At 41.1% G+C, this 14,895-nt stretch carries 8 protein-coding genes; 1 reads left to right on the top strand and 7 read right to left on the bottom strand.

What is annotated here, in order from left to right:
* Window positions 1–674, top strand: a 674-nt coding sequence (locus ACT3RM_RS05950; protein ID WP_444511346.1) for a TonB-dependent siderophore receptor, incomplete at its 5' end; no start/stop codon positions are given.
* Between the two features lie 287 nt (window positions 675–961).
* On the opposite strand, the gene ACT3RM_RS05945 is transcribed toward ACT3RM_RS05950, so the two are convergent.
* The 7 genes from ACT3RM_RS05945 to ACT3RM_RS05915 form a co-directional block, all read right to left on the bottom strand.
* Window positions 962–1,093 carry a hypothetical protein gene (locus ACT3RM_RS05945; RefSeq protein ID WP_444511345.1) on the bottom strand — a complete coding sequence of 44 codons (132 nt, stop codon included), beginning with the start codon at window positions 1,091–1,093 and terminating at the stop codon, window positions 962–964.
* A 965-nt stretch (window positions 1,094–2,058) separates the two neighbouring features.
* Window positions 2,059–4,464 carry a glycoside hydrolase family 15 protein gene (locus tag ACT3RM_RS05940; RefSeq protein ID WP_441994703.1) on the bottom strand — a complete coding sequence of 802 codons (2,406 nt, stop codon included), beginning with the start codon at window positions 4,462–4,464 and terminating at the stop codon, window positions 2,059–2,061.
* Between the two features lie 51 nt (window positions 4,465–4,515).
* Window positions 4,516–6,006: an MFS transporter gene (locus ACT3RM_RS05935; protein WP_392343809.1), complete on the bottom strand. Its 1,491-nt coding sequence runs from the start codon at window positions 6,004–6,006 to the stop codon at window positions 4,516–4,518.
* Window positions 5,996–7,885: an alpha-amylase family protein gene (locus tag ACT3RM_RS05930; protein ID WP_392343810.1), complete on the bottom strand. Its 1,890-nt coding sequence runs from the start codon at window positions 7,883–7,885 to the stop codon at window positions 5,996–5,998. The genes ACT3RM_RS05935 and ACT3RM_RS05930 overlap by 11 nt, the downstream gene beginning before the upstream one ends.
* A 124-nt stretch (window positions 7,886–8,009) precedes the next feature.
* Complete coding sequence (locus tag ACT3RM_RS05925; protein ID WP_441994702.1) at window positions 8,010–9,854, bottom strand: glycoside hydrolase family 13 protein; 1,845 nt, start codon at window positions 9,852–9,854, stop codon at window positions 8,010–8,012.
* Between the two features lies 1 nt (window position 9,855).
* Entirely contained in the window at window positions 9,856–11,328 is a 1,473-nt protein-coding gene (locus ACT3RM_RS05920; protein WP_441994701.1) for a tryptophan halogenase family protein, read from the bottom strand.
* Between the two features lie 96 nt (window positions 11,329–11,424).
* Window positions 11,425–14,226, bottom strand: coding sequence for a TonB-dependent receptor (locus tag ACT3RM_RS05915; protein ID WP_441994700.1), 2,802 nt, complete (start codon window positions 14,224–14,226; stop codon window positions 11,425–11,427).
* Window positions 14,227–14,895: the final 669 nt, after the last annotated feature.

Here is a 14,895-nt window from a genome sequence, read left to right as displayed (position 1 = left end):
GCTACACAGATATTTTCACACCGCAAAATTACAAAGATAAAAATAATAATTTGCTTGCACCAGTGCTTGGTAGCAACTTAGAAGCGGGTATAAAAAGTGAATTTTATGCTGGTCAGCTAATGGCAACATTTGCCGTTTTTAATACTAAACAAGACAACTACGGCGTACGAGATTTAACCCAGCCAGATTACTCATTACCAGATGGTAGTTCCGCTTATAAAGGTATTGATGGCACTGAAAGTAAAGGTGTAGAAATTAGCCTAAGCGGCCATATCAACCAAGGGTGGCTGGTCAATGCAGGCTATACATATGTAGATACCACACGTAATAAAGATGATCTCATCTGGACTAACTTGCCCGAACATTCAGTTAAGCTTTCAACGCATTATCAGTTCTCTGGTGCGCTTGATAAACTAAATATCGGTGGTGGCATCAAATGGCAAAGTGAAATCACCGGCTATAGTGTAAGCCATCCATTAATCAGTGAAGGCGTGACTTATGAGCAAGATGCTTACATGCTAATTAATCTACATGCTAACTGGCGCTTCAACAAATCGTGGAACGCGACGCTAAGTGCAACAAACGTAACCGACGAGACATATTGGGCTAATATTGACTTTGCCAATTACGGTGAGCCTCAAAACATCAACTTCACAGTTAAATGGACGTATTAGCACACTAACCATAATTAATACCACGCGACTTTATAATCGCGTGGTATTAAAAACAACAAAGTAAACTAATTTTTTACTCGGGTACAACTAACATAAGGTTTAACTTAAAAAAGATAAAAAATTAAGCTCCTTGCGATTACAAAGCAGTAAAAAAAATCAAACTAGACTTACGACCCAAAAAGGCTAACTCTGCAGCATCAACACGACTTTAGCGCTTGTTAAGTTCTTTTTGCAGTGACAATCAGGCTGTTTGTATAGCTAAACCCATAACCATAACCATAGCCATATCAGCCATAACCTTTCCCTTCAAAACCACCTGAATTCACCTTATAACTCCAATCATAAGCTCCTGAAGTTATAGGTGTAACTGATACGATTTCAAAACCATCTCTATTTAATTTTTCAACCTCTTGAGCCAAGTCACTAGCTAACCGTGCGCTATCAATACTGCAATCTGACCAACCAGTTTGTTCCCACTTAGTTTCTTTACGTGTGACATCTTTCTCACCACCAAAGAAGCCTTTTTTCTTCTCACCAGTTGGAACCTTAATTTTTTATCTTTTCCGATAGGTTCAAAAATGCGGGGATATATACGACTTTATTCAATGGATACCTCCTTGGCACTTAACTGCGTATTACCAAAATACCGATAAACACTCGCCAGTTATTATCAGAAACAGGCAGAACACGCATTAAAATTTATAATACTTTTTTATAAAATCATCAACAATCGTACCTTATAACAATAAAAATAAGCCGTTATAGCGAGAACTTATTTAATCGAGAAATTTCAGGACTATCCTATTCATTCACAAAACAGGAGAAAGCGTTACCAACGGTACTAACCCATGAAGAGGCTATAGAAATCATAAGCAATTTATCTGGTAAATATCGCTTAATTGCGACAACCCTCTGCGGCTGCTAAGGGCTAAGAATAAACGAAGCGTTAAAGATCTAAACCTTGAAAACAACAGATTATTTATTTTCACAGTCAAGGTAAAAAAGATCGCTATACTTTATTACCAAAGTCTTTGAACGATGATTTGATCTCTCAAATTAAATATATAAATGATGCTAAAGACTTTCTTGGCAGTGTTTTTTCCCTCATCTACACACGCTGCCAGAAGAGTTATGCCTATGGGTAATTAACTCTTTGTTGCTCTATTTTTACTTAACCCATTAGGTTACAAACCTCGCGCCGCGATTAAATCGCACCTAGGAAGAACCCGAAGGGCAGCGCGTGTTTGGCAATGATGCTGCGTTATCGCCTATTTATGTGGAACAACCACACTACATAGGCTCTGCCTTACCTAAATGCCAAACACACTGCTGCAAATTTAACCTCGAAAGATAAACAGGCTCTAGTATTAATTATTAAACAAGCTTAGTTTAATGCTTTTTCAACCACTGGATAGTGATCCCATACGTGTTTGTCGCTTAAAGAACGTACCAGTTTAATGTACTCTGAGTGTGTCCATGCAAGGGGGGTCGCAGAGTTAGTACCTTCGCCTAGTTGGTAGCCGGCTTTATTGTTACCTACTCCATCCCATACTTGTTCTGGTAGCATCATGCCTGCGTTGGCAAACTGTTCAAGCCCTTTAACGTAGGTGTTTTTAATGGCTTGCTTTTTAGCGTCGTCTAGCTTGTTATTAACATTTGCAACGGCGATTTCATAGTGGCCACGTTCACCGGTAAAAAACGGCCATACTCGACCACGTTGGCCGGGTGTATTTTTCCCACCTTCGGCGTAGTTTGTGCCTGTTGTTTCGTCTTCGCCGTAGCCATCATTGCCGTAGCGGCGGTAACCTGGAAATGAGCCACTGCCATCGTTAAACTTAAAGCTGTATTTAACTTGTAAGTTATCGGCTAATGTTTCATCGTCATATTCTGGCAGAGTTTTAACTATACTTGGTGCAAGCGCATCACGTACACCATAGCGCACTAGCTCTAAAAAGCCCCCGTCTAAAATTTGCTTTTTGTTAAAGCCTTCACGGCCATTATTGGCGTTAATTTTAGTATTTGAGTTGGCGTCTTTATCTTGGCCTATACGAATAAAATACTCACCATCTGAGGCGGCTGTTTCTAAATTCCCCTCAGTTGTGAACATTTGCTTTTCAATATCAGCATTGTAACTTTTAGCTGTTGTAAGGTAGCGCTTGGCGTTTTCATCGTCACCTGCAAGTTTTGCAATATCAGCGGCGGTAATAAGCCCTGCTACAACCGCTGCGGTGGTTGAAGGTGAATAGCCTTCTTGCTCTTCCCAGCGCTCTTGCTGTGTAGCTGGCGGGGTTATTTGCATGTCGTTCCATAAAATTTTAGCGCGGCCACCATCAACTAAAAAATCAGCTGCCGGTTTTAACATACGCCCATACCAATCAATTAGCTCTTTATCTGTTAATACATCAGCTTGGTGCAGTTTCCATGCTAGCATGATAGGCATGGCTGTTTGATCAAGTTGCACGCCCACCCATTCAAGCTCACCATCAACGTGTGTTTTTTGTAAAAACCAACCTGTGTCGCCATTATTACCCGGTGTTTTGCTATTTACTTGCACTTTTTCAAGGTATTCAAAGGCTGTTTTAGCGGTGGCGGTATCGCCAATTGCCATAAACGCCATGGCTACTTGATAAAAGTCGCGTACCCATACTGCTTTGTAACCTGTTGAACCCGTTTTTGCCGAGACTGTTTCGCCCCACGGGTTTGATAACGAGGCTATAAGTGCACCGGCATGAGTTTTATCTTCTTGCGCTTTTAAGACCATGGCACTGGTGTAAAGTAGTTTACCGTTATCGGCTGTTTGCTCGGTCATGCCATTAAGCGGTGCAAGACTTTGTAGATAATCCTGCCAGCCCAATGCTTCGCCCTTACCATTGTAGTTATCTAGTACTTGTTGGTAACCGCGGGCTAAACTCGCTTTACCTTCTTCAAAGCTTGCTTGCTCATTGTTGCCAAAGCTAAGTGTTAAATCAAACTGACTGTTTTTACCAATTTCACCCAGCTCTGCAAGTAAGCTTACGTTACCCGATTGCTCACCAGTATTTTTATAAACATTGCTAAGTTTTTGCGCAGCTTTAAGCTCATTTAAGCCATCGCTCTTACCCGTAAAGCCAACACTACTTTGTTTAAACGGTTGTGCACCTTGCAGTGATAAATAACTATCGCCTTGCCAAGCAACTAACCCTTGCTCAGTGGTTTTGGCAAAGTCATCAAGGCCGTTATTATCAATGTAAGGATTGACGTTAACATAAGCTTTTACACCTTCAAGCTCGGTATTAAAAATACTGCGTACAAATAACGTTTGCCCATCTGGATCGGTGAATATGTGTTTTTCGAGGCTAAAGCGCCCTTGCTTATCTTTGCTTGTTACTTTGTAAGCAAGCGATAATGGCCGCCCTGCTTGGTCTTTGTATAAGTAATCAATGCTTACGTCTAAATCATCCGCTTCTGTGACTGTAAAGTCTTTACCCACCACTATAAATTGCATGTCTTTAATTTGTGCTTGGTGAATTAAACCAAACATGGTTTCGGTGATCATGCCTTTGGCAATCGAAAACCATACTTTTGATACAGGGCCTGTTGCGGCATTGTCGCTATAAGCCCCCTGTTGGTATTGCTCAAATGACGTACCAATTCCTGTTTTACCTGAGTATGCCCAAAATGGCTCTGCACCTGGTGCCCCCGGTGCGCTTAGTTGCTCGGTAACTTGCGTATTATTAATCGCTTGCTCTGAGCTACATGCCGTTAGCCCAAGCATAAATAAAGTTGCGGTAATGATGTTGTATTTTTTCATGTTTAACCCTTAATTCTTTTTTATTAGTCATTAACTGTGCAAAGCAAGTCGCTATTGCGTATGTTTAACGCGCAATACCGCAACTGCTGCAAGTATCCACGACACTGCGCCCAGTACTAATGCGTAAATAGGTTGGTTTTCAAAAAAGTGACGTAAAATGAGGCCCAGTACACTGGCTGCGAGTAATTGTGGGATCACGATAAAAAAGTTAAATATTCCCATATACACACCCATTTTTTTACTCGGCACCGATGAACTCAGCATCGCATAAGGCAGTGATAAAATAGACGCCCACGCAAAGCCCACGCCAATCATTGGCCAAATTAATAAGCTAGGATCGTTGATAAATATAAAACTCGCCAAACCTAAAGCACCTAATACAAGGTTTATGGCATGAGCTAATTTTAATCCCACACGCTTTACGATGATCGGGATACACAATGCTGCCAATGCCGCAAAACCGTTATAGGCGGCGAATAAAATACCCACCCAATCAGCGCCATCATTGTAAGCAGCCGAACTGGTATCGCTACTGCCATAATGAAAACTGGTTACCGCTGAGGTGGTATAGATCCACATCGCAAATAACGTAAACCAACTAAAAAACTGCACCCAAGCAAGCTGCTTCATGGCCTCTGGCATAATGAACACATCATTCACCACTTGATAAAAGCCATTGTCCGTTTTGTTTTGTCGTTGTAACTGGCCTGCAATAAATTGGATGATGCCAAAAGAGATCAATCCAGCAGAAAGTAAGTAAAGCTCTTTTTCAAGAGAAAGGCTTAATACAATTAGTAAGATAGCGAGACCAAGCACGGTGAATATTGCCCCACCTTTGTTAAAATTAACTTGTTTACTGGTTGTTGTTACAGGTGCTTGCTCAACATGATCATTAAATTGCTCAAGCTGCTCTGGTGAATATTCTTTGGTGGTAAACACAGTCCAAAATACCGCAACAAGTAAGACAACAGCACCAAAGTAAAAGGAGAATTTTACAGACTCTGGAATTTGCCCAGCTGGGGCAATATTAGAAATATCAAACCAGTTGGTCATCATCCACGGTAATGCTGAGGCAACCACCGAACTTACACCAATAAAAAAGCTTTGCATGGCGTAGCCGGTTGCACGCTGTTTAGTTGGCAAGTTATCACTGACCAATGCTCGAAACGGTTCCATGGTGACGTTGATAGAGGCGTCCATGATCCACAGCATTCCAGCAGCTATCCACAGTGTTGGTGAGTTAGGCATGATAAATAACGCTAACGTGGTTAAAATTGCGCCATATAAAAAGAACGGTCTACGGCGCCCCAATTTGCCCCACGTTTTATCGCTCCAGTAACCAATAATAGGTTGTACAATTAAACCTGTTAGTGGTGCTGCAATCCATAAAATTGGAATGTCATCAATATTTGCACCTAAGGTTTGAAAAATACGGCTGACATTACCGTTTTGCAGTGCAAAGCCAAATTGAATGCCTAAAAAGCCAAAGCACATGTTCCATATTTGCCAAAAGCTTAAGGTTGGTTTGTTATTATAATTCATGGTCAGCCTTATTTGTTAAAACGGCACTACTGAGTGCATCAAGGGTCAGCGTAAAGGTTGTATTTTGTTTCTCATCGCTCACCAAAATACCGTTATGCGACTCTAATAGATCGTAAAGCGTTGAGTTTGGTTTGAGCATTGTTGCTTGATTGGGCGTGAGCGTAATAGTGACTGTTTGCGCTTGCTGACTAAAGTTACTCAGCACCCATAATGATTGCTGTCCTAAGGTACGCACAAAACCAACCACGCTGTCACTCCCCGTGATCATCAGCTGCGCCATATCGCCGGCAACAATCGCTGGTAAATCGTTAAGTGCCATAATTGAAATATAATATTGGCGTAATTGCGCTTGTTCAGTTGTTAACTGACCGCCATCAAATTTACCGTTGTTCATCCACGCTTGGTGAGCAGGAACACCAATATAGTCAAAAATACTGGTGCGAGTTGGGCTACCAAACCCCGCGTTTTCTGAGCCATCTTCACCGACATCTTGACCAAAATAAAGCAAGCTTGGCGAGCGACTGATTAGGTGAGAGACCACCATTGCAGGCTTGCCCAATGCGGCATCGCCGGCAAAATCAGGACTTGCGATACGTTGTTCGTCATGGTTTTCTAAAAAGTGCAGCATATGTTGCTCTATGTCAGCCACTTTTTGCTGAGCATTAAAAATACTACTTGCGGCTTGCTTGCCTTGCATTATAGCTTTTAAGGTGTCGTAAAAGCCTACTTTGTCATACAAGTAATCCATTTTACCTTGGTGAATATAAGTTCGGTACATCAATGGGTTGTACACTTCGGCTAGTAAAAATGCCTCTGGGTTGTGCATCTTGATAGATGAATTTAAAAAGCTCCAAAACTCCACGGGCACCATTTCAGCCATATCATAACGAAAACCATCTACGCCTTTATCGAGCCAATACAAGGCGATATCACGAAATTTATACCAGCTGTTTGGCAATTCTTTATCTTGCCAAAATTCAAAGTGCGCGCGTAAATCTTGATTGGCATAATCGCTTGGTAACGTTGGAAAGTCGTAGCTACCATCGGGTTTTACGCCGTAGTTAACTTTAACCGTTTCGTACCAATCGTTAATATCAGGCTTAGCAGCTCGGGCACCGTTACCAGTCCATTTTGCAGGTGTTTCATCAAATAAGTTATCGGCAAGTGGGTGGGTATTACCGCCCAGTACTTGGTAATTTTCACTGGTTGGTACTTGAAATGACTGCCCAGTAACGTAGTAAAAGTTATTATCGCGGGCATACTCTACGCTGGTATCGTCTTGCTCACCAAAATCTTTCACACCAGCAGGTTTAGCAGTAGATTGATAATGACGCGCCACATGATTTGGCACAATATCAATCACCACTTTCATACCGTGTTGGTGGGTGCGCTCAATCAATGCCGCAAATTCTTCAAGGCGGCGCTCTGGATTGATGGCTAAATCTGGGTTTACATCGTAATAATCTTTAATAGCATAAGGAGAGCCTGCGCGCCCTTTCACTACATCTGGATCATCTTGGCTAATTCCATATTGGCTGTAATCGCCTACCAGCGCGTGGTGAAGCACGCCGGTATACCAAATATGGGTGGTACCAAGTTCTTTAATGCCACTTAAAGCAGCATCATTAAAGTCACTAAATGTGCCTACGCCATTTTGCTCTTTGGTTCCCCATGGCACGTTGGCTGTTTGGGTATTACCAAATAAACGGGTGAATACTTGGTAAACCACCGGCTTTGAATGTTCGTTAACTTGTTCAGCTACTTTTTTGTCGGCACTGGGGGTTGTGGGCTCACCTGAGCAGCTCGATAACAATAAGCTACTAGCTAATACCCATGAGCCATATTTAAATGTACTAATTGTGGTTTTGTTTGTTGTCATAATGTTCTTACTTAGATTTGACGTTTTAATGGATTGTCATTTAAACGTCATTTTTATTATAAATTTAATACTAAAGTGAACAGCCACTGACTGACAGTGGCTGCATACGTATTCACCTAGGTATTTACTCAATTATTAATACCGTTGCACTCTTAGGCGCTAAAGTCACTGTATCAATTAGGCTAATTGCTTGGTTAGTAAAAAGGTTTATGGCCTGTTTATGTTGCCCAATAACCTCTTGCATATATGCTAATGACCAGCTTTTTGCTGCGCTATTTTTATTTAAAAACACCAGTACCGTTTGCTGATCACTGATCCGCGCATAGCTGTATATACCTGCTTTAGGGCTAAAGTGAGTCAGCTTTCCATGAGCAATGGCTGGGCTTTGCTTTCTAAAATTAAGTAAAGTGGTAATGGCTTGCTGCATATCACGCTGCTCATCTGATAAGCCCTGCCCTGTAAACGCATTACTTGGTTGGCCTTTAAAGCCACCGGGGAAATCAATGCGAATATCACCGTGATCATTACTGCCCGTGTTATCAAGCAAAACTTCGGTACCGTAGTACATTTGTGCAATACCACGGGTAGTTAAGAGCAGTGTCATCGCCATTTTAGTTTTCGCTAAATCTTGCTTAAGCTCAGTATAAACGCGGCTCATGTCGTGATTATCGGCAAACACCAATAAGTTATCAGGATTTGGGTATAAAAAGTCATTGGCGATTGATTGATACACTTTTACCCAGCCAGTATTCCAGCTTTCATCTTCATTAAGTGCTTGAATAAGTGCTTCTTGTAATGAAAAGTCCATCACACTTGGTAGACTTGAGGTGTAACCATCGTTATTAACTTTGCCCGCTTGCCAGTATGAGGCAATCGCAGGATTGCTGGTCCACTCTTCGCCAACAATATTAAAGTCAGGGTATTCAGTCATTATCGCTTTAGTCCAGTCAGCTAAAAATGCTTTGTCTGAATATGAATAGGTATCAACGCGAATACCGCTTAAGTCGGCGTATTCAATCCACCAAATAGCATTTTGAATTAAGTATGTTGCTAATAATGGTTGGCGCTGGTTCAAATCAGGCATAGTCGCTACAAACCAACCATCACTAAACTGGCGTTTATCGAACTCGCTGGCATGTGGATCTTGTATAGTTTGTCGTGCATGGCTTGTTGCATGGTTGCCGTTTGCAAAGTCACCGTTGAAATTGATCCAATCGGCTGTGGGTTTGTCTGTCATCCACTCATGCTTTGAGCCAAAATGGTTAAGTACTAAATCCATCACCATACCGATACCGTGTTGTTTCGCTTTAGCTGATAACTCGCGATACAACTCATTTGAGCCCATACGTGGATCTATGTTGTAAAAGTCAGTAATTGCATAGCCATGGTACGAATAGCTAGGCATATCATTTTCAAGCGCTGGCGTTAACCAAAGCTGGGTAACGCCCAGTTTTTGTAAATACGGCAGTGCGTTAATTACACCTTGAATGTCGCCACCGTGACGCCCGCCTCGCTCAATTGGCTTTGCAGCCTCAAGCATTCCTTTTACGGTGTCGTTGCTGCTATCACCATTAGCGAAGCGATCCGGGTTAATTAAGTAAATGGTATCACTGCTATTAAAACCACTGCGTTTACTGCTGTTTGCTTTACGTGCATGCAATTGATACTCAAAACGCTCCCCTGATTTGCTGCTAAATACTAACACACCAGGCTTTGCGCTCGGGTTTATTGCAAGATTTAAAAAAGCGTAATTGGGGTTATCCGTATGCGTAATGCTTGTTAACTCAACGCCAGCATGTGATTCAAGTTGCCATTGCTGCTTAGCAACATTTGGCTCATGCAGCATAATTTGTAATTGCTTGCTTTGCATACCAACCCACCAGTTTTGTGGTGATGCCGTTATTGCATTGACGTTTAAACACATACCAAAAAGCGTGCTTAGTAAAAAAGTGTGCATGAGTGATTTCATATTAATTATTTTTCATCCTCGCTAAAAATTCACTGTGTGTGGGTAATTGCTTTACAGTGCCGTTGATAAGCGTTTTTAAATTCGTAAATAACTCGGCGAGTGGATGATAATCATGTGCTTCAAGCCCTTGGCCTATCATTACTTGCTGCCAAGCAACTTCGGCAAAAAGCTCATCATCTTCTCTAGTTAATTTACCTGTTTGCTTAAATAAATCGATTTTGTTTTGCAGCGATATAGGAATATCCATTTGTTTACACTGACGCCAAAATCCGCTGTCATCACGCTCGGTCAGTTTATAATGCAGAATAATAAAATCTCTTATTCGCTCAACTTCGGTTTTGCTTTGCTTATTAAAGGTATCGATTAAAACAGGTTTGATCCCTTGGTGGGGAAATAATTTAATTAACCGAATTGCCGCCGTTTGAATTAAATGAATACTGGTTGATTCTAACGGTTCTAAAAAACCGCTTGATAAGCCAATAGCCACTACATTTTTGTGCCATTGCTTACGACGGCGCCCAGTTTTAAAACGAATCACTCTAGGCTCTGTAATTGGTTCACCGGGAATATTATCAAGGAGTTGTTGTTTAGCTTGCTCATCAGTAATATGACGACTTGAATATACTAAACCATTACCAACACGGTGTTGCAACGGGATTTGCCACTGCCAACCCGCATCGTGAGCAATTGAGCGCGTATAAGGCGCTGGCTCTGTAGTGGTTTTAGTTTGTAAGGCAATAGCACTGTCGCAAGGTAACCAATGTGACCAATCATCAAACCCAGTATTTAAGGTCTTTTCGATTAGCAGTGCGCTTAGCCCTGTGCAATCTATAAATAAATCGCCTGAAATTATTTGCCCATCTAACAGCTCAAGTGCCTTTACAAAACCGCTCTCTGGGCATTGCTTAACATTCGCAATTTTACCCTCAATACGTTTAACACCGCGTGATATAGTCAGCTCTTTTAAAAATTCCACGTACAAGGTAGCGTCAAAATGATAAGCGTAATTTAAACCACTAAGCTGGGTATTAGGAATATGTTTTAAATGGGCAAATTTATGCTGTTTGGCCGCTTGGTAATTAAGTGAAAAATCCCAAAAGTCAGCATTAGTGCCCTGTTGCTTGGCCCTCAACCAATAATGATAAAACTCACAAAACGGGAGATCTTTGCCTATCTCACCAAAAGCATGCATGTAGCTGTGTTGTGGTGCTCGCCAGTTTTCAAACTCGATCCCCAATTTAATGGTCGCTTGAGTTGCTTTAATAAACTCACTCTCAGGTATACCTAATGCAGCATTAAGGTGAAGAATCGGCGGAATGCTCGCTTCACCCACTTCCACAGTACCAATTTGCTCTGATTCAATCAGGGTAATATTAACTATTTTACCTAGCACTTTATTTAGTAAGGCTGCGGTTATCCAACCCGCAGTGCCACCACCAGCTATTACCACGCCTTTTATTTGTTTATTCTGCATAGCCCCTGCTCCACTTGCTTTTAGTTAAGTGTAGTCGATATAAAAAAGCCCTTGTAAAACAAATCACAAGGGCTAAATATCTTAACTAAATTTCAGTTAAAGCTTGTAGCTGAAACCAAGGATAAAGTTACGTCCATAATCTTGATAATCACGAACTTGCAAAGCGTTATCACCACTTAATGTTGTAAATGGTTCTTCAGTGATATTTTGTACTTGGAATGTCACATTTAAGCCATCTAAGCTCTCAACACCCGCTTCGCCAAAATCATAGCCAACTTGTACGTCCCAAATTGTTTCACCTAAGATGTTTACTTGCTGTGTTTCATAACCTGCGTTGTAAATATCACCTTTAAAGTCGCTGCGTTTACGCATGCTAGTACGTGCTTGGAAGCCATAGTTTTCATAATAAAAAGTTAAACTTTCTATTTTGTCTGATAGACCAGGTAGCTCATATTCGTTGCCGTTTTGATCTTCAACATCTTGTTCAATTCCAGTATGGCTGGCAATTAAACCAAAGCCTTCTAGTGAGTCGCTAAAGACATTAAATGGTAGAGCAAGAGACAATTCATAACCCCAAAGGTCTCCACCACCGCCATTCACTTTACCTGATGCAGTACCACTACTATTCTCTGGTATCTCACCCGTTGAAGGGTCAGCAACCCCTGACATATCAACTTCGTATACGCCATCAAATATCCATTGACTTAAGTCTTTATAAAATACAGCTGCTGAGAAGTAGCCTTCTGCACTAAAGTAGTTTTCATAAGTCAAATCAAAACCCGTTGCTTCTTTTGGTTCAAGTGTAGGGTTACCACCCGATACTGACCAATAGTTGCCATTCTCATCAGGACGCTCTGAATTATAGCTCGCATTAACAGAAGCATTCATTTCATCTAGGCGGGCTCGTGAGATAGTTTTAGCGGCACCAAAACGCACAGTTTGATTTTCATCTAGCGCTAAAGATAAATTAAGACTAGGTAAAACATGACTATAATCATGAGACACATTGCTAGGAACGGCCTCAACTAGACCAGTCGCTTCGTTCGGTACGGCGGCAAAGCCTTGCGAAGATTGCTCAGTTCTAACATAGCGAACACCAAAGTTACCTGTTAGTGGTAGTTCACCTACTTCAGCATTAATATCAGCTTGTACAAAAAACGCCGTGACTTTTTCTTGCACTGTGTATGATTGCGTCGTGTGTTTTATATCCGTTAAACTTTCTTGGATTGAGCTATAATATCCATCGTCAACTAGTGCACGGGTATCATAGGCGATCATATCACCCATACCGATAAAATCTAAACTAGCAGTTCCGAGACGGTATTGCTCTGGAACGACAAGCATACCTGGGTTATCTAATGAGAAGTCACTTAATGTTAAGTAGTACCCCTCAGACTTTTTGCTCTTCTCGCGGTCGCGATATGACATACCAAAACTAACTTTGCTTAAGTAATCGTTTTCTAATAGCTTACTTGCCGCTAGCTTTAAAGTATGTAGTTCATCATTAACCTCAGGGGCATTAATAAAGCCGTCTTGTGCTGTATTTTCGTAAGGCGTGCCAGTTAAACCATATTTATCATTAAGCGCTGCACTCTCTCCCCAAGATAATGGCCCGCCTAATTGAATTAAGCCGTAATCACTGTAATCGAGTTCATGTGAGAACTGCGCACCAGTGTTACCACCATCAAGCGAATAACCTATGTTGTCAGCAACACCATTTGCATTACCACGGCCTGTGCCAGAATAACTTTGTAAGCTCCAATCCTTTCGCTCAACTTCAGATAAGCTCGCATCAAACTCTACCGACCATGAGTCGTCAATGTCATATTTAGTATTAAAACCAAATTGCGTTAATTCAGCATCACGTTCTTCAACATCATTACGAACTACTACACGTTGACCTTCTGTTACTGCACTGGTGATAAACCCAGATTCTTCATCTATAGCTAGGCTATTTGGATCAATATTGCCTTGCCCACCCCAATCAGGAAAAAATGGAGTTTCAATACCACGTAGGATTTTTTCATCTGTAAAATCAACATACAACGCATCAAATGTCATGTTTAAACGGTCATTTGGTGCAGCTTCAACTACTAGCATCGCTGAATCACGTTCAAGTGTTGATGAACGTACAAAAGGTTTAGCGCCGCCTAAGATTGAATAATTCTGTCCATCAACGTCGTATTCAGGGTATCCCCAAGAATTCCAGCGTTTTTCTTGGTTAGGTGAGCTCATAGTATTGTAAGCAAATGCAACACCTATAGTGTCATCTGCAAACTGATCAATGTATGAAACCGTGCCACGAAAGCCTTTGTCATCACCATCTGGGTTTAGCTTATCAAAACCTGACTGCTCTAGTTGACCATTAAACATGATCACACGCTCACCTTTACTTAAAGGTTTTACCGTTTGCATGTCAATAACACCGGCAATGCCTTCAGCTTCAATGCTAGCACTTGGTGTTTTATATACAGTAACACCGCTCATAATTTCAGATGGGTAAAGGTCAAACTCAACACCACGGTTGTCGCCAATCGATACCTGCTCACGACCATTAAAGGTTGTTGCACTTTCGTTTTCACTAAAACCACGAACGCTTACACGACTGGCACGGCCATCTAGGCGCTGCGCTGTTAAACCAGGAAGACGTGCAATTGACTCAGCAATTGACGAATCTGGTAATTTACCAATATCTTCTGCAGAAATAGATTCAACCACTTCTGATGAAAAACGTTTTGTATTGATTGACTCAACGACGCTGCCACGGAAACCTTTAACTTCGATGACTTCTACGTCACTCTTGGTGGTTGGTTGCTCTTCTTGTGCGTGTGAAGCGAAACTGCTAATACCTGCTGTAGCAAGTGCAATTGTTAATATACTTGGTTTGAACATAGACATGATATTTTCCCGTTACCCATATTGTTATACCAACAGAATAAGATGCGAGTGATAGTGCGCAGTTATTAGTTAGCTAATTTTGTTGTCAGGATGAATATTAACGCCTGCCTTATTTTATTAACAACTCCATGCATACGTATTCAGGTTAGTGCAAAACCAACAACCTTAACAAATAATTCACAAAAATAATGGCAACACCTTGTTTTTATAGGTATAAAGATGGGGCAGTTGAGCATTCTATTTTATAAAAGAAATATTCACTGCTTCGAGTTCCTTTAATGCGGTAATTTACAGTTTAAGACCTTAATTATTAGTGTATTCACACTTTACATGCGCGTTTCAGTCGCCCCTTTTTCTGAATGACAATTGGTAAGACCATTAATGGCGCTGCACCATAACGCTACAGAACCCATAGAATATGCACCAAGTTGGATTAACTACTTTGTTAATGATACGAAAACGAGAATTGGTAAACATTCATTTGCCGAACACATACCTTTGTTAATAGGTTTTTATGAGACTGTTTTCCTTGTCAAAGCGATCTATTTAGCATGCATACGTATGTATCCTTTTTACAGTATCAAGCCCTTCACGTATGCTTTTTAAAAAATAACGTAGTTCGTTTTAATCGAACTGATAACAAGATTACGAACACACCATTTCTAAACA

The sequence above is a fragment of the Pseudoalteromonas sp. AOP7-A1-14 genome, from assembly GCF_052376275.1.
Taxonomy (GTDB): Bacteria; Pseudomonadota; Gammaproteobacteria; order Enterobacterales; family Alteromonadaceae; genus Pseudoalteromonas.
The sequence above is the reverse complement of the archived record's forward strand: the minus strand, read 5'-3'. Positions and strand labels throughout refer to the sequence as shown.

What these genes read in the sequence shown, in the direction of transcription:
- ACT3RM_RS05935 (WP_392343809.1), bottom strand. Translation starts at nt 6,006, where the DNA reads ATGAATTATAATAACAAACCAACCTTAAGCTTTTGGCAAATATGGAAC.
- ACT3RM_RS05925 (WP_441994702.1), bottom strand. Translation starts at nt 9,854, where the DNA reads ATGAAATCACTCATGCACACTTTTTTACTAAGCACGCTTTTTGGTATG.
- ACT3RM_RS05940 (WP_441994703.1), bottom strand. Translation starts at nt 4,464, where the DNA reads ATGAAAAAATACAACATCATTACCGCAACTTTATTTATGCTTGGGCTA.
- ACT3RM_RS05930 (WP_392343810.1), bottom strand. Translation starts at nt 7,885, where the DNA reads ATGACAACAAACAAAACCACAATTAGTACATTTAAATATGGCTCATGG.
- ACT3RM_RS05915 (WP_441994700.1), bottom strand. Translation starts at nt 14,226, where the DNA reads ATGTCTATGTTCAAACCAAGTATATTAACAATTGCACTTGCTACAGCA.
- ACT3RM_RS05920 (WP_441994701.1), bottom strand. Translation starts at nt 11,328, where the DNA reads ATGCAGAATAAACAAATAAAAGGCGTGGTAATAGCTGGTGGTGGCACT.